Origin of the sequence: Mucilaginibacter polytrichastri, assembly GCF_001911425.1 — a bacterium.
GTDB lineage: Bacteria > Bacteroidota > Bacteroidia > Sphingobacteriales > Sphingobacteriaceae > Mucilaginibacter > Mucilaginibacter polytrichastri.
Genome location: NZ_MPPL01000001.1, coordinates 686,787 through 706,416 on the forward strand (window position 1 = coordinate 686,787; position 19,630 = coordinate 706,416).

Sequence of the window (19,630 nt, forward strand, 5' to 3'; positions counted from 1 at the left end):
TAAAAAAGAAATTTTAACTGTAAAATATTAATTTATCAGGCATTATTGTGTTAAAAAAACACAATAGTGTTATGCCAGCACGGGTAAAACGTTTGTTATCGCTAATATTTCGTCGAGCAGTTCGTTGCTTGGGTTTACTTTAATTGACTTGGAGAACATGCTTACATTGTAACCTTCATCATCCCGCACCGAAAATTTGAGAGCGCAGGTTTTGGATGGATATTTCTCATGATTGGTTTCTATCGCCTTATGCAATTTCTCCATAAACTGGCTGTTGATATTATGCAGTTCAACGTTTACGGTGATAGATTTTGTCACCTTTTCGCGCATTTCAGATAGCAGATCAATGGTCGCTATCCGTAAGTCCCAGTTATCTTTTTGTCGAAACTTCTCTTCAATGTTACCTTTAATATGTACAAAATAACCATCCGACATATGGTTGCGGAATTTAATATAGTCATCGCCAAATAAGGCAAATTCGTAAGATTCGTTGTAATCCTCAAGCACAAAGGTGCCGAAGGGTTTCCCGGTTTTAGTCATGCGATGCTGCACATTGCCCATTAATCCACCTATTCTAATCTCGCCTTTTTTTCGGAGATTGGCAAAGGCCAGTGCAATATCATCGCCACCCTCCCCAGAGCGGGCTTTAACCATTAGTTTAAGGTCTTGAATTGTGCTGTTGCAATAGTCTCTTAGTTCCAGTTTATAATTATCGAGCGGGTGGCCGGTTAAATAAATACCGATCACATCCTTTTCGTATTTCAGTTTTTCTATCAGCGGCCACTCTTCGCACTCGGGCATAGGCGGCTCGGGTATGTAGGAGGCTATAGAGCCACCAAATAAGGATGACTGTGAGCTGTTTTGTGTGTTCTGGTAATCGTTAGAGAACTTAATCATGCGCTCTATACCAGTTAGTATACCGTTTTCTGTTTTGGCAAAAAACTGGGCGCGCTTCATATTAAAGCCATCAAATGCTCCGCTGTACACCAGGTTTTCGTACGATTTTTTGTTAACGTTACGTACGTTAGAGCGTTTTGCAAAATCATAAATAGACTGGTAGGGGCCATTGGCATTGCGTTCTTCAATAATGCTTTCTATCGCCTTATCGCCAACGCCTTTGATTCCCGAAAATCCAAAACGGATCTCACCTTTTTGGTTAGGGGTAAATGCCATGTCAGACTCGTTGATATCCGGCCCTAAAACCTGGATACCCATCCGGCGGCATTCGTCCATAAAGAAGGTAATCTTCTCAATGTTATTCTGGTTATTTAATACCGCCGACATATATTCGGCCGGGTAATGCGCCTTTAAGTAGGCCGTTTGGTATGCTACGAAAGCATAACAGGTAGAGTGCGATTTGTTAAAGGCATACTGGGCAAATGCTTTCCAGTCTGTCCAAACTTTGGTTAGTTTATCTTTGGGGTGGCCCTTGGCAATGGCGCCATCCATAAACTGGGCCTCCATTTTATTAAGGATCTCAATTTGCTTTTTACCCATTGCCTTTCGCAAAACGTCGGCATCGCCTTTACTAAAGCCGGCCAGTTTTTGCGATAAAAGCATCACCTGCTCCTGGTATACGGTAATACCGTAGGTTTCGCCCAGGTATTCCTCCATGTCGGCCAAATCGAAGGTAATAGGTTCGTGGCCGTGCTTACGCTTAATAAAGTTTGGGATGTATTCTATCGGGCCCGGACGGTACAAGGCGTTCATGGCAATCAGATCCTCAAACTTATCGGGTTTCAGATCGCGCAGGTACATCTGCATACCGTCACTTTCAAACTGGAAGGTACCGTTGGTATCGCCGCGTTGGTAAAGCTCAAAAGTCAACTGGTCATCAAGCGGGATATAATCTATCTCGATAACCACATCATGGTTATGCTTAATCATCCTTAACGCGCCTTTAATAATGGTCAGCGTTTTTAGGCCCAAAAAGTCCATTTTGATTACGCCTGCATCTTCAATTACGCGGCCATCATATTGGGTAACCAGCAGGTCGGAGTCTTTTGCTGTAGCAACCGGCACTATGTTGGTTAAATCTTCGGGTGCAATGATAATACCTGCTGCGTGTACGCCGGTGTTACGTACCGAGCCTTCCAGCTTTTCGGCCTCGCGCAGTACAATACCGCGCAGGTCTTTACTGGTATAAATTTCTTTCAGCTCGGGCACCTGGTCAATAGCTGCTTTCAGGGTGATACCTAATGTGTCGGGTACCAGTTTTTTCATTAAGTTAACCTCAGAAAGGGGCATATCCAGCACCCGGCCAACATCCTGTATGCTGGTACGGGCAGCCATAGAGCCGTAGGTAATGATCTGTGCTACCTGGTTGCGGCCATACTTATCTACCACATAATCAATAACCTTTTGGCGGCCTTCATCGTCAAAATCGGTATCAATATCGGGCATCGATTTACGATCGGGATTCAGGAAACGCTCAAACAGCAGGTTGTACTTCATCGGGTCGATATTGGTGATCCCGGTGCAATAAGCCACAACCGAGCCTGCTGCCGAACCACGGCCCGGGCCAATGAATACCCCGATGTTACGGCCTTCTTTAATAAAGTCGGCCACGATTAAAAAGTACCCGGCAAAACCCATGGTACGGATGGTAAACAACTCGAAGTTTATCCGTTCTTCAACCTCGGGTGTTATATCAATATATCTTTCTTTGGCGCCTGTAAAGGTTAAGTGCTTGAGGTATTCCCACTGGTTCAATACATCCGATTCGGGGCCGCTGTGTATGGCAAACTCCTGCGGTATCGGGAAGTTAGGTAACATAATATCGCGTTTCAGCTTCAGTACGTCTACCTTGTCAACAATTTCGTTGGTATTATCCAGCGATTCTGGGATATCATGAAACAGCTTGCCCATTTCGGCCTGCGTTTTAAAATAAAACTGATCGTTAGGGAAACCGAACCTGTAGCCTTTACCACCTTCTTCATCGGTGGCAATAGGGGTGCTCTGCATGTCGCCGGTGTTTACGCACAGTAAAATATCGTGCGCATTGGCATCCTGCTGATCCACGTAGTGCGAATCGTTAGAACAAATTACTTTTACATTGTGCTTTTTAGCATATTTAAGCAGCGTTTTGTTAATGATCTGCTGCTCGTTAATCTCGTGCCTTTGCAGCTCTATATAGTAATCTTCGCCAAACAGATCCAGCCACCATTTAAATTCGGCTTCGGCTTCTTCTTCTGTTTTCTTTAAAATAGCCTGCGGCACAGATGCCCCTATGCAGCAACTGGTAGCAATTAAACCTTTATGGTGCTTTAATATCAGTTCTTTATCAATACGCGGCCATTTACTGTACAAGCCTTCCATGTAACCCAATGAGCAGAGCTTAATGAGGTTGCGATAGCCTTCGGCATTTTTGGCAATTAATAACTGGTGATGGCGTACATCGCGTTTCTCTTTGGTAAACTGCTTTTTATGGCGGTCTTCTACCACATAAAACTCGCAGCCTACAATGGGTTTTACGTTATGCTTACCGGCTTCGGCCACAAACTTAAACACACCAAACATGTTACCATGGTCTGTAATGGCCAGCGCTTTCATGCCATCGGCAGCAGCCTTTTTATAGAGCTTGCCAATGTCGGCAGCGCCGTCCAGTAATGAAAATTGTGTGTGTACGTGTAAGTGCGAAAAATCTGGCATAACTAATCCCTGTCGTTCAAAAAAAGAAGAGCACAAATTTACCAATTTTGTTAGCTACCCATATGCTAAACATTCACTTATTTTTTAACATTGGCGTCAAAATGTTAATAGGTAACAGGGTAGATTTAGTTGAATATCCGGTGAGAGAGCACGGGGGGCTTTTCTTAAATAACTATAAAAGGCGTATCGTTATAATTAAGAATAGCTTATTTTTTCGGAGCTGTTTAGTTTTATACTAAGCGGCTTTTTTAATGCGACGTATTACATAATGCGCAATTTTTAAATTAAAAAATTAATGTACTAATTAAATTTTCTTTTACAGAGGTTGGGTACAAACAACTTTTGCACGCTGTTTGTAATAGTAGGCGATAACATCATCTTCAACTTTGAAAACATACTAATATTGGAACGATTTGGACGTATAGCTATAAAAACTATTCTTTGGATAATTGCAAGTGTCATTTTTTTAGTGTTGCTTGTATTTGTTTTGATACAGGTACCGGCAGTTCAAAACTTCGCGAAGGACAAAGCCGTAAATTATTTACAAGGAAAAATTCATACCAAGGTTGCCATTGGCCATATTACGCTCGGCATCCCAAAAATGCTGGTGTTAGAGGATGTTTACTTTGAAGATCAGAAAAAAGATACGCTGATTGCCGGAAAGTCATTAAAGGTTGATATCAGCATGCTAAAACTACTGGATCATAAAGTAGAGATCAATGAGATTAACCTCGACGGCATTACTGCCAATGTAAGCCGTAACAAAGACAGCGTTTTTAACTTTGACTATATAATTAAGGCATTTGCAGGCGAGCAAAAGAAAGAGGTAAAGCCCGAAGACACCACCTCTACCATGAAGTTTTCGCTGGATAAGATCATTCTTGATAAAATTAACATTAAATATAAAGACCAGACCACCGGTAATGATATTAAGTTTTTGCTGGGCCACTTTGATACCCGGATCAAAGATTTTGATATGGACAAAATGAAGTTCAGCATCCCGAAGATTAATCTGTCGGATGTTAACGCGCGCATTATCCAAACGCCAACCGGCTCTTCCATTGCGCAAACTGCTGCGGTTGATACCGCTACCAAGCCGCTTAACATGGCGCTCGATCTGGGTACCATTGATGTAAACCGGGTTAAAGTTTATTATCAGGCCAAGGAAATGAAAACCAGTGTGGATTTGGGTAAATTTCTGGTTGAGTTTAATAAGCTGGATCTGCTTAAGCAAAAGGTAGATATTAAATCTGTTGAGTTAAGTAATACCGATGCTGCGCTAAGATTGGCTAAACCAGAGAGTGTACAAAAAGCTGTGATTAAAGCGGCTAAAAAGATAGATACACTGATGACCCCGGCCACATCGACTAAGCCATGGTCGGTTATGGTGGGTAAGGTAACGCTGGCCAATGACAATGTTAAGTTTGATAACGATGCCCAAAAGCCGGTTGCCAAAGGCTTGGATTATGGCCATATGTATATCCGCAACCTCAATACCGATATTGAAAATATTAACTACACTGCCGATAGCACATCGGGCCGCATCAATGAGTTTACCTTTAGCGATAAAAGTGGTTTGGCATTGCGCAAGTTTCACACCTCATTTTTTTACGGGCTTAAAAATTCGTATCTGAAAGACCTTTACATAGAAACACCCAATTCAATATTACAAAAAGATGTACAGGTGGGCTATCCATCAATAGATGCGATCACTAAAGATCTCAGCAAACTAAGCATCAATGCCAACTTAGATGGCACCCGTATAGGCCTTAAAGATATTTTACTGGTAATGCCGACTATGGCTTCGATGGAGCCATTTAAAAGCTCGCCTAATGCGGTGTTCCGTATTGATGGCAAGGTTGCCGGTACGGTTAATAACCTGCGCATCCCTCACCTGGAAGTTCGGGGTTTGTCTGATACCCATATCAAAGCATCGGCAGCTATTAAAGGGATGATTGTTAATGGTAAAACAGACCCGACGAAAGCAACCTTCGATGTTAATATTGCCGATCTAACTACCAGTCGCCGGGATATTTACAGATTGGTAGATAAAAAGATGATCCCGGCCAGTGTAAGTATCCCCGAAAAACTAAGCCTGAAGGGTAACCTGAAAGGCAATATGAAGGATCTGAATACCAAACTGATACTACGATCAAGCTATGGTGCCATTGATGCTATTGCGCATGTAAAGAATGCGGATAACATGAAAAAGCTGGCATATACTGCCAATGTAAAGGTAAATAACCTGAATGCAGGTGCCTTAACTAAGCAACCGCAAATGGTTGGGCATTTAACACTGACTGCTAATGTAAAAGGTACTGGCATCGACCCAAAGCATCTTAACCTGCAGTTTGACGCTAATGTGGCAAGTGCGCAAATAAAAGGTTATAACTATCGTAACCTGGTGGCTAAAGGTACTGCCGTAAATGGTAAATACGCTGCAACAGCCCGGATGAAAGACCCCAACATCAACTTTAGCCTGGATGCCAAAGCTGATATGAATAAAAAATATCCATCTATTATTGCTAGTTTAATGATCGATAGCATTAACCTGCAAAAGTTACATTTTGTGAAGGATGATATGCGTTTCCACGGTAAACTGGTGGCTAATTTCCCAACTGCTGATCCTGATTATTTAAATGGTAAGGCTACAGTTACCGACATGATATTGGTAAATAAAGGGCAACGGATAAAATTAGATACTATTAGCCTGGTATCTACTGCCAATGCAGATAGCAGCAGCCTGCGGTTAAAAATACCGATGCTTACTGCACACCTCGGCGGTAAATATAAATTGACCGAGATAGCCACCGCTTTACAGGATAATATAGACAAGTATTACAATACCAGTATGGTAAAGGGTACTATCAAGCCTAAATATTCGCCGCAGCAATTTACATTTGATATCCATGCGGTAAAAACGCCGATGGTGGCTCAATTGGTGCCTGATTTAAAACAGCTTGATCCGGTATTAATTAATGGCCGCTTTAATAGCACAACCGGAGAACTGCTGGTTAATGGCACTATACCAAAAGTTGTTTATGGTACTAATACAATAAACAATGGTAAGCTTAATATCAATACAGCCAATAATGCATTAAACTATAGTTTAACATTTGATGATATTAAAGTTGGTACGTCTATAGACCTGTTATACCCAAGCATTACCGGTAGTGCGCAAAACAATAAGTTAAACCTAAACGTGCAAATGCGCGATGCTACCAAAAAAGAACGTTTTAGATTAGCGGGTGTGTTTAGCGCGTTGAATGGTGGTTATCAGTTCAGCTTTTTGCAAAACGGCTTGATGTTAGATTACCTGCAATGGGTGGTTAACCCAAACAATGCATTACAATTTGGCACCAAAGGGATTTTAGCACGCGATTTTACCATTACCAATAACGGCCAGATTTTAAGTGTAAACAGTAACCCGCAAACGCTTAATTCGCCAATAGATATCAAATTTACAAACTTCCACATTGAGGATCTGGCCAAGATAGCACGCCAGGATTCGTTATTGGTAGGGGGGACATTGAATGGGGATGCTACAGTAAGCGATTTCCAGAAATCGCCCAAGTTTACGGCTAACATGAACTTAACCGACTTTAGCTTTAGGCAGGATACGGTAGGTAATATTGCTATTAAAGTAAATAACCAGACTGCTAATGCCTATGCGGCTAATGTGAGTATTACGGGCAAGGGAAATGAGGTAAACCTGGATGGGGTTTACACTACCAGCCCGAAAAGCAGTTTTGATATGACGCTCAACATCGTGAAGCTGAATATGAAGAGTATCCAGGGCTTTACGTTTGGTGCTATAAAAGGGGCTAAGGGCGACCTATCGGGCCAGCTTAAAATAACGGGGACTACAGATGTTCCGGCCATTAGGGGCGATGTTAAGTTTAACCAGGTTGGGTTTAACGTGGCTATGCTCAACTCTTATTTCCAGATGCCTAAAGAGACTATCTCGTTTACCAGCGATGGTATTCACTTTAACGATTTTACCATGGTAGACTCTACCGGGGCCAAAGCTGTGATAACAGGTGCGGTTTATACAACTACCTATACCGATTTTAAATTTGGCCTGGATATCAATGCCAAAAATTTCAGGGTGATGAATTCTACCCATACCGATAATAAATTATACTATGGCAAGCTGTTTATAGATACACGGATAAAGGTACGTGGCGATATGACCAAACCCATTGTGGATGGTACGCTTGACGTAAACGATAAAACAGACTTAACGATTGTACTGCCAACTACTGATCCAAGCGTAGAAGACCGGAAAGGGGTTGTAGAATTCTTTGACCAGGATACCCCGCATACCGATTCGGTATTGCTGGCAAAACAACTGGATTCGCTTAAAAAGACTGAAGTTACCGGCATGGATATTAACATGGTGGTAAACATAAGCAAGAAAGCCAATTTTAATATCGTTTTAGATGAGCGTAATGGCGATGTGGTGCATATTAAGGGTGAAGCTTCATTGCAAGGTGGTATTGACCCAAGCGGTAAAGTTAACTTAACAGGTACTTACACTGTTGCCGAAGGTTCATACACCCTTGCTTATGCAACCGTGGTACGCAAGTTTAACTTTAAATCGGGCAGCACCATTGTATGGACCGGCGACCCAACAACGGCTAACATAGACCTTACCGCTGTTTACATAGCTAAAGTGCCGCCTATTGATTTGGTACAAGATCAAACCGATGATGTGCAGGCTACCATGTTAAAACAAAAGCTGCCTTTTAACGTCAACCTCAACCTTAAAAATCAGCTGATGTCGCCGGCTATCAGTTTTGATATTGTACTGCCGGATAGTAATTATACCGTATCGCCCAATATTGTCACCATCGTAAATACCCGTTTGGACCAGGTAAGATCAGATCCGAACGAGATGAATAAACAAGTTTTGGGTGTATTGGTATTGGGGCACTTTATTGGCGATAATCCACTGGAAAGCAAAGGTGGCAGTACTACTGCCGAAGGTTTGGTACGTAATACTGTAAGCAGCATGTTGTCAGACCAGCTGAACCGTATGGCGGGCAGCCTGATCTCTGGTGTAGATCTTAATTTCGACCTGCAATCTGGAGAGGATTATTCAACCGGGCAGGCGCAAAACCGTACAGATCTGAATATAGGCTTGTCCAAACGTTTCCTGAATGACAGGTTAACAGTAACCGTGGGTAATAACTTTAACCTGGAAGGTGCACAGACTAACGAAAAAACAAGCAACATTGCTGGCAATTTATCAGCTAATTACAAACTGAGTAAAGATGGCAGGTATATGCTGAGGGCTTATCGCCGCGATGAGTACATTGTTTTGCAGGGGCAGGTTATAGAAACAGGTGTGGGCTTTACCCTTACTATGGATTATAACAGATTTAGCCAGCTATTTAAACGGAGCAGCAAACGTGAGAAAGCATTGCAGAAGAAATACAATCAGGACCAGAAAGAGCAGAAGAAAAAAGAAAAAGCAGCAGACGATGCAAAGCAGCCTGCAGATGATAAGAAAGCGGTTGCGGCGGGTACTGGTACCGCGCAACCACAAGAACAGGAAGAAGAAGATCTATTAAATTAAACCATGACTAAAAATCTACCATATATATTTTTGTTGGCTATTGTGTTAAACGCATGCAGTAATACTAAATACTTACCCAAAGGCGAGAAACTATATACCGGCGGGCAGGTTAAAATTGTTAATAAGGATATCAAAAAGAATGATTCGAAAGCGCTGATTACAGAGTTAGAAGCCCTGCTGCGCCCTAAACCCAATGGCGCTATTTTAGGCTTACGGCCAAAATTGTATTTATGGAATATTACCCAAACCACCAAAACTAAAGGCATTAGGGCCTGGCTGCACAGAAAAGGCGAACCGCCTGTATTTGTAAGTGATGTAGACCTGGATAAAAGCAGCCAGATACTAACCAATCGCCTGCAAAACATAAGTTATTTCCAGGCGCAGGTAAATGGTGATACCGTAAGCAAAGGCCGCACAGCCAAGGCAGTTTTTACAGCAGCTACCGGCCCGGCTTATAAAATAAGGAAAGTGATTTTCCCTACAAGTACCGAGGGCGTAGATACTGCGGTTGCAGGTACTGCTAAAGAATCTCTGCTTAAGGTAGGCGACAAGTATGATTTGGATGTAATTAAAAACGAGCGACTGCGTATTGATGCCCGGTTAAAGGAAAAAGGTTTTTTTTACTTTGCACCGGAGGATATTAAACTGCGGGTTGATAGTACCATTGAAGGCCACCAGGTTGATATGTTTGTAAAGGTTAAAGAAGAAACCCCACAACTAGCCAGAACTATTTACACCATCAGAAATATTTATGTTTACCCTAACTACACTTTGCGTGATACGGCTTTAAAACTCGATTCGGCCAAAAAATACCGTTGGTACTATATGGTACAGGGCAAGCGCGAAACGGTTAAGCCATGGCTGTTTAAAAACACAGTATTGCTGCAACCCGGCGAAGTATATAACCGTACCGACCATACCAAATCATTAAACCGTTTTATTGAACTGGGGCCGTTTAAGTTTGTTAAGAACCGTTTTGAGGATGTAACTCCGGATTCGCCCTTGCTGGATGTGTATTACCAGTTAACCCCATATCCTAAAAAATCTATTCAGTTTGATTTGTTGGGTCGAACCACTTCGGCTAGCTATAATGGTGTACAAGCCAGTATAAGCTGGAAAAACCGGAATACTTTTAAAGCCGGCGAGCTGTTAACCGTTACTGCATTAGGTAGTACGGATGGGCAGGTAGGGCAATCAAACGGTGGTTATGCGGTATCGCAGATTGGTGTACAAACCTCTTTAAGCTGGCCGCGCTTTGTGAGCCCGTTTAACTTTAAAGCAGATAATGCCTATATACCGCACACTACGTTAACCCTGGGAGGATCATTGGTTATCCGTAGTCAATTGTATACTTTAGATTCGTACAATGGCGCATTCGGTTACCAGTGGAAACAAGACCAGTACCGCCAGCATGCCCTTAATTTACTGGAGATAACTTATATACATCCGCGCAGTGTAACTGCATTGTATCAGGATAGTATTAAAAATACAGGAAACCCGACATTAGCACACGTAATTGCCCCGCAATTTACCTGGGGCCCAAGCTATAGCTTTACTTACGATAATACGGTTGATGCCTATCGTACCAATACATTTTTATATTCGGGAAAGATAAGTTTATCTAATAATATTTATGGTTTGATAAGAGGGGCAAACGTAAAAAGCGGTGATACTACTAAGTTATTCGGCCTGCCATTCAATCAATATATTAAACTCGAGAATGAGGTCAGGTATTTTCATAAACTCGGGCCAAACAGCAAGATTGCGGCACGCCTGTCTACCGGCTTTGGTTTAGCCTATGGTAATTCAACTAACCTACCATATAGCCAGCAATTTTATGCAGGAGGGGCCAATAGTTTAAGGGGCTTCAGGGCGAGATCTGTAGGCCCAGGTACTGTAGATCCTTATTATTTTGTTGGTACTAAAGGTTTCTTGCCAGATGAGTCAGGTGATATTAAACTTGAGGCTAATGTGGAGTACCGGGCTAAGCTTTTCAGTATTGTTAACGGAGCTTTGTTTGTAGACGCAGGCAACGTTTGGAATCTCAATCACCAGCAATTAACAGGAACAGACGGAACAGCCACACCTGGCGAGGATACTTTCGGCAAAAACTTTTACAAGCAGTTAGCCGCAGATATTGGTTTTGGTTTACGGTTTGATGTAACCATTCTTGTTATCCGTACCGATTATGGTATACCTATACTTAGGCCTTGGCAGCCGGGTAGTAACTGGGTTACCCCAAAACTGGGTAATGGGATCTTTAACTTAGCTATTGGTTATCCTTTTTAATTTTAAGCAAAGCAGTATAATGGCATAATAGTACGCGATAGCATTATATCTCCAACATACTATTCTGCTTAAAAGATTGTGCTGTAAATAAAAACATCCCGCCTCAGTTAAAGGCGGGATGTTTTTATTTAACCAATGCGTTGGGTTTTATGAAGCACAGGCGCCTCTTCCAGTAATGGGCCAACTTGCTGGCCGAATTGCTGGTAATGTGGCTGTTGAGTATGTAGTTCTAATCCGGCTGCATCTTGCCAGGTTTCGTGGAAAATAAACTGGTTTTCGTTTTCGATATCCTGGTATAATTCGTATTGCAGGCATGCTTCTTCTTTTAAAGAAGCAGCAACCAAATCCAGTAATAACGGTTTTACTTGTGCGGCTTCGCCGGCTTTACATTTCAATAATGCTGTTAGGTAGATGCTCATGTTGATTTGTATTGATAATAATTTATTCAGATGATTGCAGTAGCGCCCCATCAGGCCGTCAATATCCGGATTTTTCATCACATCATGAAAATGGATGTGTATTCATAAAATTAGTTTCAGTATAAATCTGATAATGCAGGAAACATTTAAGAAGTAGATGGTGAACACCTCTTTTTAGCATATAAGCGGGATAGTAAAAGTAAATTCGGTGCCAACGCTAGGTTTGCTTGTTACCCATATTTCTCCGTGGCACCTTTCAATTAAATCTTTACAGAACAGCAGGCCCATGCCCGTGCCCGATTCATTATTGGTGCCGTTTTTACTCTCTACTTTGCTTTTAAACAACTTGTTTAACTGATCGGCCGACATGCCCACGCCTGTATCTGTAACCTTTACAATGATTTTCTGCGCCGCTTCATCCTGCTGTATAGAAATCTGTATGCTATCATCATAGTCAGAAAACTTAATAGCATTGGTTATTAAATTGCGTACCACAATACGGATAGAATTAGGGTCGGCATTTGCAGTTAGTCCTTGTGGTATTTTGGTGCTATAGCGGATGCCTTTTAAGCCGGCTTCTGCTTCATAACTGTCTGCCTCATTTTGCACCAGTTCAGATACAGAAAAGGTTTTAACCGATGTATCGAAACTTTCCATTTGGCTGTTGATCCAGAAAAGGAGGGTATCCAGAAAATCTGACGTATACTCCAGTTTTTTCAATACATTGGGTATCATCGCTACCATTTCCTGGTGCGTAATAGTTTCATCTTGCAACAGCCCAAATAAGCCGCGTAAAGTACTTAGGGGTGCACGAAGATCATGGGCAAGTATGGAGATAAGGCGGTCTTTTAAATTATTAAGATCGTGAAGCTTTTTAGCTTGTTCATCCAGGTCGGTTTTTTGGTTTAATACCTCATGGTTTTTATGCTCAAGCATTACGTTAATATTTTGCTGCTGGCGTTTCTCCCGGTAATAAATACCTGTAATGAGTAACATGGCTAAAATAATTACCACAAATATCAAATTTATTAACCGTTGGTTATGGGCCTTTTGCTGGTAAATAAGGTCTTTTTCGTGCTGCTGCTGTTTAAGCTGGCGTTCTTTTAAAGCAAAGGTAAGTTCAAAATTATAGGTTGTTGATTTTTCAATACTTTCATTACTCTTTAGCTGATCTTTAAAATTGATATACAGTTTTAAAAACTGATAAGCGCTGGCTTCTTTACCCAGGCCGGCTAAAGCTTTACTGAGTTGTAAAGCAGCATTGGCTTTTATAGATAAATTACCCAGTTTAATTGAAAGCTGCCGCCCCTGCAATGCATTTTTATAGGCACTCTTATAATTTTTTTGTTGATTGTATACGTTTGCTAAACCTATTAATGCATAGGCCTGATTATAAACTATCTTATATTTTTTAGCTATTTGCAACGAAGTATCAATATAGCTAATCGCATTTTTATAGTCATTTTTGGCAGCATAGCATAAACCAAGGTCTGTATAAACCGAACTTAAGCCATCCTTATCATTTTGTTTCTTTACAATGTAATTGGCTTTGTTTAGGTAGATAATGGCACTATCGAGGTTGTTTTGAGCTAACAATATTTCGCCTATGTTTTGGTTGATAGTACCAAGTGCCTGTGTATTATCTGTTCCATTAAGAATTTCGAGCGCTTTTTTAAAATGATTAAGCGCGTTGGGGTAAACCTCCATGTTTTGTAAAACAGCCCCGATATTATTGTACAAATTGCCCGAAAGTAACGTATAGTGGTTTTTAATAGCAATAAACAAGGCTTTGTAATAATAGTCGAGCGATTTTGATAGTTCTCCCTTACTGAAGTAAACATTGCCCATATTTTTATACAGGTTTGTTTGCATCCATTCATCATTCCCCGCCTGATTATTAATGTCAATCGCCAGGTCCAGGTATTTTATTGCCAGGGTATAATCGGCCAGTAGGGTATACATGGCCCCGAAATACTCATAGCAGGTAGCTATACCTTTCTTATCGCCCAGTTTTTTGAATAGAGTAACTGCTTCGGTAAGCTCGCGCTGTGCCTTTGCCGATTTACCTTTAAAATAATCTACACGCCCGGTTTGCAGCAGGCCATTAGCCAAACCGGCATCAAAGTGTATTTTACGTGATAAATCAACACCTTTTTGTCCATAATAAAAAGCGCTGTCTGGGTTAGATTGGAAGTATGCGGCAGCCAGTATATTGTATCTGTTAACATTTATTGTATCGGCACTGGTTTTACTGCCGGCTTGTTTCAGTATTTGCTTTAAGCTATCAACATTACTATTGCCTGTAGCTGCAGTACACGTAAGGCATAGGCATAAAAAAAGTAACGTTAAAGTAAATTTCAATGGCTGATATTTTAACAAGTAAGGGCTAAAGGCTTCATTATGAAGTAAATTCTTAATGTTAATATTACAAAAAAACACGCAATAGTGTTTTATTATTGGCAAATAATGCAAATAGATTTCGCCGCATTACACTTTATGTTATTATTAATTAAATCATATACGTAAAATTTGATGTAAGATTTATAAAAAAAGTATATAAACCAGAAAAGCCTTCTGTTATGAAGGCTTTTCTATCAATGCCGCTAATTTAAACGGCAGTTATATGTGTTTTAATTACACATCGATACGTGCGTATTTGGCATTTTTTTCAATAAACTCGCGGCGCGGGGCAACTTCATCGCCCATCAGCATAGAGAAGGTATGATCGCACTCTGCTGCGTTTTCGATGCTTACACGGCGTAATGTACGGCGGGTAGGGTCCATGGTGGTTTCCCAAAGCTGCTCGGCATTCATCTCACCCAAACCTTTATAACGCTGGGTATGTACGCTGTCTTCTTTACCAGCACCTTTTAAGCGCTGTATCGCGGTATCACGTTGCTCGTCGGTCCAGCAATATTCAAACTCTTTACCTTTTTTAACCATGTAAAGTGGTGGGGTTGCAATATAAACGTAGCCAAACTCAACCAGCTCTTTCATGTAACGGAAAAAGAAGGTTAAAATCAGGGTGGTAATGTGCGAGCCATCCACGTCAGCATCCGTCATGATCACAATTTTGTGGTAACGCAGTTTATTAAGATTTAGCGCCTTATTATCTTCGGGCGTACCAATGCTTACGCCCAGGCCGGTAAACATGTTTTTAATCTCCTCGTTTTCGTAGATCTTGTGCTCCATGGCTTTTTCCACGTTCAGTATTTTACCACGTAGTGGTAAAATAGCCTGGTATTCGCGGTTACGGCCTTGTTTGGCAGTTCCACCTGCCGAGTCGCCCTCTACCAAAAATAACTCGCATAAGGCAGGGTCGCTGTTGGCACAATCTGATAGTTTACCAGGTAAGCCAGAGCCGGTCATCACGCTTTTGCGCTGTACCATTTCGCGTGCTTTACGGGCTGCTGCGCGTGCAGTAGCTGCCAGTATCACCTTGTTAACAATCAGGCGTGCTTCTTTCGGGTTTTCTTCCAGGTAGATAGATAAAATTTCGCCTACGGCTACGTTTACCGCTCCACTCACCTCATTATTACCTAACTTGGTTTTGGTTTGGCCTTCAAACTGTGGCTCGGCTACTTTAACAGAAATTACAGCAGTAAGCCCCTCGCGGAAGTCATCACCGGTAATATCTATTTTTAAATTTTTTAACATGCCAGACTTATCTGCATAAGCTTTCAAAGTACGTGTTAAACCCATCCGGAAACCGGCCACGTGTGTACCGCCCTCAATGGTATTGATATTGTTTACGTAAGAGTGTACGTTTTCTGAGTAGGTATCATTGTACTGCAAAGCCAACTCTACCGGGATGCCTTGTTTGTTACCTTCTACATAAATAGGCTCGGGAATAATTGGGGTACGGGTACCATCCAAAAACTTAACAAACTCTTTTAAGCCGCCTTCCGAGTGAAATTCTTCGGTTCTGAAGGTACCGTCTTCGAGTTCTTCGCGCTCATCTGTTAACGTTAAGCGAATACCTTTGTTAAGGTAAGCCAGCTCGCGTAAACGAGATGCCAGGGTATCGTATTTATACTCTAGTGTAGTGGTGAAAATTTCAGCATCGGGCTGAAACCATTGTGTTGTACCGGTAGTGTCGCTTTCGCCAACCACCTTAACATCATACATTGGTTTACCTTTAGAATACTCCTGCTGAAATATTTTGCCTTCGCGGTAAACGTTGGTTTTTAAGTGGATAGATAAGGCGTTAACGCAACTTACACCCACACCGTGCAAACCGCCCGATACTTTATATGTGTCTTTATCAAACTTACCACCGGCGTGTAAGATGGTCATTACAACCTCTAATGCCGATTTTTTTTCTTTAGTGTGCATAGCGGTGGGGATACCACGGCCATTATCTTTTACAGATATAGAATTTCCCGGATGGATAATAACGTTAATGGTATCGCAATAGCCGGCCATAGCCTCATCTATCGAGTTATCAACAACCTCATAAACTAAATGGTGTAAACCTTTAACGCCGGTATCGCCAATGTACATCGACGGCCGCTTACGAACCGCCTCTAACCCTTCTAAAACCTGTATATTGTCTGCTGAATAATTGGATCTGTCCTGATTTTCTTCGCTCATTGGTTAATATTAAAATAACTAACAAAAATACAAAAAAATGCCCATATTAAGGCAGGCGTGTGGATAAAAAGCGTGCGCGAATAAGCATTTTGAATGATTAGGATAATTAGATTGAAATTTTATCTTTGTCGGTAAAATTTTATAAACGTAGAATGAAAAAAATGGGTTCGGTTTTTACAAAACTTACTTTAGGTGTTATACTGGCAACTGCGGTTGTTGCCTGTAACCAAAACAAAACTGCCGATAAGGCAACTGCTTCTGTTACTCCGGCATCATCTGGTACAACTGCAACAGCAAAATCTGAGATTGTGTACATTAATCAAGATACCTTGCTTAGTAAATATGCTTATGTAAAAGACATGACCGGCCGTTTAGAAACCAAAGGCAAAGCAGCACAAACAGACCTGCAATCAAAAGGTCAGGCTTTTCAGCGTGAGGTTGCCGAGTATCAGAAAAACCAAGGTACCATGGCTGCAGATGCACGCCAGGCTACTGAGCAACGTTTACAACGTAAACAACAAGAGTTGCAGGCTTACCAGCAAAATGCAGGTGCGCAAGTACAGAATGACCAGGCTGCTGAGCAAGCTAAACTTTACGAAAAAATCTCTGATTTTGTAAAGCAATATGCTAAAGACAAAGGCTACAAAATGGTACTTACTTACCAAAAAGGTAATGCTAACATGCTGTATGGCGATGCAAGCCTTGACATTACTGCCGACATTTTGAAAGGCCTTAACGATGCTTACGCTAAAGACAAAAAATAATCTAAAATCATAATTGGTGGTCTCTAAATTAGGCTGACTATTTTTGATTACATAAACATTAAAAAAAAGCTCAAACATCTATTAAAGGTGTCTGGGCTTTTTTTGTGCTTTTTATGTACTAACGATTAAGATTGAGACAGCAATTTATTTTGTTTATGCTGCTTGCTCTGCTTGCCCGGCATATTCAAAAAGTTTTTAAGTTTAAATGCCCCATGCCTAATCAAAAAGTATTATAATAGCGATAAAAATCGACAGTAAGGTGTGTTTGCCTGAAAACTGCACCAGGGTATGTTAAGGTTTAACTTTTAAAAATTCATGAATAAATTATTTACTTGTGCAACAGCTTTAGTGCTGAGCGCCGGCACTATTTTCGCCCAGCCGGGGCATCTACTTCAGCAAACGGATAACCCGGTATCCGGGTCGGTGGTAACATTACCAATGATATTCCCGGCACCGCAATTGATTGATATTAGCACGGGCGCTATTGTGCTGGGTAAATCGGTAACGCTGGTAGTGGCACCTGGAACCGATGCCGAAACCGTTGCGCAGTTGCGTATAATATTAACAAAGGCCGGGGTAATTAATATTACAACAGCACAGCATTTGCCCTCAATTTTGGACGGCACCTACGTAGTAATTGGCACAGGTAAAGCCGGCTTAATTAACGAAGCTTTAAAACAAAGCGGTACTGCAATAGATACCCATACCGAAGGTTACACCATAGTAAGTATAGCCAGGGGGGGCGGCGCACAAATTACACTTGCCGGCCATGATGCTGATGGCTTGTTCCATGCGGTGCAAACCTTTCGCCAGTTGGCGCAGCGCCCTTATATCCCGTCGCTTGTGATACAGGATTACCCGGCCATGCCCATTCGTGGTACAATCGAAGGATTTTACGGTGCGCCATGGTCAATGGAAAACCGTACTAAGCACCTCGACTTTCTGGCCACGGTTAAGGCTAATACCTATGTATACAGCCCTAAAGATGATCCTTATGCCCGTGATCGCTGGCGCGAAGATTACCCAAAAGCAACGTTAGCTGAGCTTGGTAAACTGGTAGCAACAGCCCAACGCGACCATATCAACTTTGTATACGCGATATCGCCCGGCCCAACTATTTGCTTTTCTGATCCGGCTGATCTAAAACAGATAGAACATAAATTTGATGCCCTGCGTTCGATAGGCGTACACAACTTTTATGTAGCCCTTGATGATATTGAGTATACCAAATGGAACTGCGACCTCGATAAAAAAACTTTTGGCCCGCCCAGTGCGGAAGCTGCCGGCACGGCGCAAGCTAAGTTTCTTAACGCAGTGCAGGCAAGCCTTAATGCGCATGACCCGGATGCCCGCCCCCTGATTATGGTTCCAACCGAATATTACGACGCTAAAGAAAGCCCTTACAAAGCGGCCCTGCGCAAAAACCTCGACCCCAAAATTGTAGTACAATGGACCGGTACCGACGTGGTGCCACCGGCTATTGCCATCACAAATGCGCAAGCGGCTACAAAAGCTTTTGGGCGCAAAACACTTTTATGGGATAATTACCCGGTTAACGATTATGCGCAAACCGCGGGCCGTTTACTCCTTGCGCCATATACTCGCCGTGAAGCCGGATTAGCGGCCGAACTGAGCGGAATCTTATCAAACCCAATGAACCAGGAGGCCGCCAGCCGCCCTGCTGTAACAGGTGTTGCTGCCTTTGGCTGGAATGATAAGGCATATGACGCGAACCTTACCTGGCATTTTGCTGCACGCGAGCTGGCCGGCGGTGATGAACTTACAACGGCTGCGCTACTTACCTTTTTTGATACACAGCACATGGCTCCAACGTTTGGCAGCCAGCCCTGGCAGGAACAGGCACCCATATTGAAAGCAACGCTGGACGGCGTGCGCGAAGCTGTTGCGGGCGGCGATGATGTAACCCGCCACCTGGCAATAGCCAGCCTTATAAAATGCGCTAACGAGTTTTCGTCGGCTCCCGACATTATCCGTTCGGGTACAGTTGATGCGGCTTTTGCGCAGGAGTCGCGGCCATGGCTTGATGCTATGCAGCTATGGGGACGCGCGCTTGAGTTAACCGCTGCAGGGCTTGATGCAGCCAGCCGGAATAGTACGGCAGCAGGGCGCTATTTTGCCAGTGCCAAAAAAATGGCCGCCGAGGCTGCTGCAATACAAAGCATAACAGGCGCTACACGTTTTAATGGGCCTATTAAGATAGCCGATGGGGTATTGGACAGCTTTGTGGCTGACGCACCAAAACTAATCGACTTCAAATAAATAAAAACGATTTAAAGCCTCGGCCAAAATTGGGGGCTTTACTTTTAGAGAAT

The 19,630-nt window shown here is 42.3% G+C and carries 8 protein-coding genes; 4 read left to right on the forward strand and 4 right to left on the reverse strand.

The genetic code is table 11. The features are described from left to right. Positions 1-69: 69 nt before the first annotated feature. Positions 70-3,651 (reverse strand): DNA polymerase III subunit alpha, encoded by a 3,582-nt coding sequence (gene dnaE / locus RG47T_RS03125; RefSeq protein ID WP_074488058.1) that lies wholly within the window; start codon positions 3,649-3,651, stop codon positions 70-72. Positions 3,652-4,054: 403 nt separating this feature from the next. On the opposite strand from dnaE, the gene RG47T_RS03130 reads away from it, so the two are divergent. Together RG47T_RS03130 and tamL are read left to right on the forward strand one after the other, a co-directional pair. Next, positions 4,055-9,232, forward strand: a complete 5,178-nt coding sequence (locus tag RG47T_RS03130) for a translocation/assembly module TamB domain-containing protein (RefSeq protein ID WP_083627532.1) — start codon at positions 4,055-4,057, stop codon at positions 9,230-9,232. Positions 9,233-9,235: 3 nt separating this feature from the next. Beyond that, on the forward strand, positions 9,236-11,521 hold the full coding sequence (tamL, locus tag RG47T_RS03135; protein WP_074488061.1) for a translocation and assembly module lipoprotein TamL: 2,286 nt from the start codon (positions 9,236-9,238) through the stop codon (positions 11,519-11,521). 128 nt (positions 11,522-11,649) lie between these two features. Here tamL and RG47T_RS03140 read toward each other — a convergent pair whose 3' ends face one another. The 3 genes from RG47T_RS03140 to gyrB all read right to left on the reverse strand — a co-directional run bounded on the left by RG47T_RS03140 (position 11,650) and on the right by gyrB (position 16,533). After that, positions 11,650-11,940, reverse strand: coding sequence for a putative quinol monooxygenase (locus RG47T_RS03140; RefSeq protein ID WP_074493075.1), 291 nt, complete (start codon positions 11,938-11,940; stop codon positions 11,650-11,652). A 174-nt stretch (positions 11,941-12,114) separates the two neighbouring features. Continuing rightward, a complete protein-coding gene (locus RG47T_RS03145; RefSeq protein WP_139235619.1) occupies positions 12,115-14,301 on the reverse strand; it encodes a tetratricopeptide repeat-containing sensor histidine kinase in 2,187 nt (728 codons plus the stop codon). 273 nt (positions 14,302-14,574) lie between these two features. After that, on the reverse strand, positions 14,575-16,533 hold the full coding sequence (gene gyrB, locus RG47T_RS03150) for a DNA topoisomerase (ATP-hydrolyzing) subunit B (protein ID WP_074488064.1): 1,959 nt from the start codon (positions 16,531-16,533) through the stop codon (positions 14,575-14,577). A 152-nt stretch (positions 16,534-16,685) separates the two neighbouring features. On the opposite strand from gyrB, the gene RG47T_RS03155 reads away from it, so the two are divergent. Then, positions 16,686-17,297, forward strand: coding sequence for an OmpH/Skp family outer membrane protein (locus RG47T_RS03155; RefSeq protein ID WP_074488065.1), 612 nt, complete (start codon positions 16,686-16,688; stop codon positions 17,295-17,297). 315 nt (positions 17,298-17,612) lie between these two features. Then, a complete protein-coding gene (locus tag RG47T_RS03160) occupies positions 17,613-19,577 on the forward strand; it encodes a glycoside hydrolase family 84 protein (protein ID WP_074488067.1) in 1,965 nt (654 codons plus the stop codon). The last annotated feature ends 53 nt before the right edge of the window (positions 19,578-19,630 follow it).

Excerpts from the sequence above, each read along its gene's own strand:
- RG47T_RS03140 (WP_074493075.1), bottom strand. The coding sequence starts at position 11,940 with ATGAGCATCTACCTAACAGCATTATTGAAATGTAAAGCCGGCGAAGCC.
- tamL (WP_074488061.1), top strand. The coding sequence starts at position 9,236 with ATGACTAAAAATCTACCATATATATTTTTGTTGGCTATTGTGTTAAAC.
- RG47T_RS03160 (WP_074488067.1), top strand. The coding sequence starts at position 17,613 with ATGAATAAATTATTTACTTGTGCAACAGCTTTAGTGCTGAGCGCCGGC.
- gyrB (WP_074488064.1), bottom strand. The coding sequence starts at position 16,533 with ATGAGCGAAGAAAATCAGGACAGATCCAATTATTCAGCAGACAATATA.
- dnaE (WP_074488058.1), bottom strand. The coding sequence starts at position 3,651 with ATGCCAGATTTTTCGCACTTACACGTACACACACAATTTTCATTACTG.
- RG47T_RS03155 (WP_074488065.1), top strand. The coding sequence starts at position 16,686 with ATGAAAAAAATGGGTTCGGTTTTTACAAAACTTACTTTAGGTGTTATA.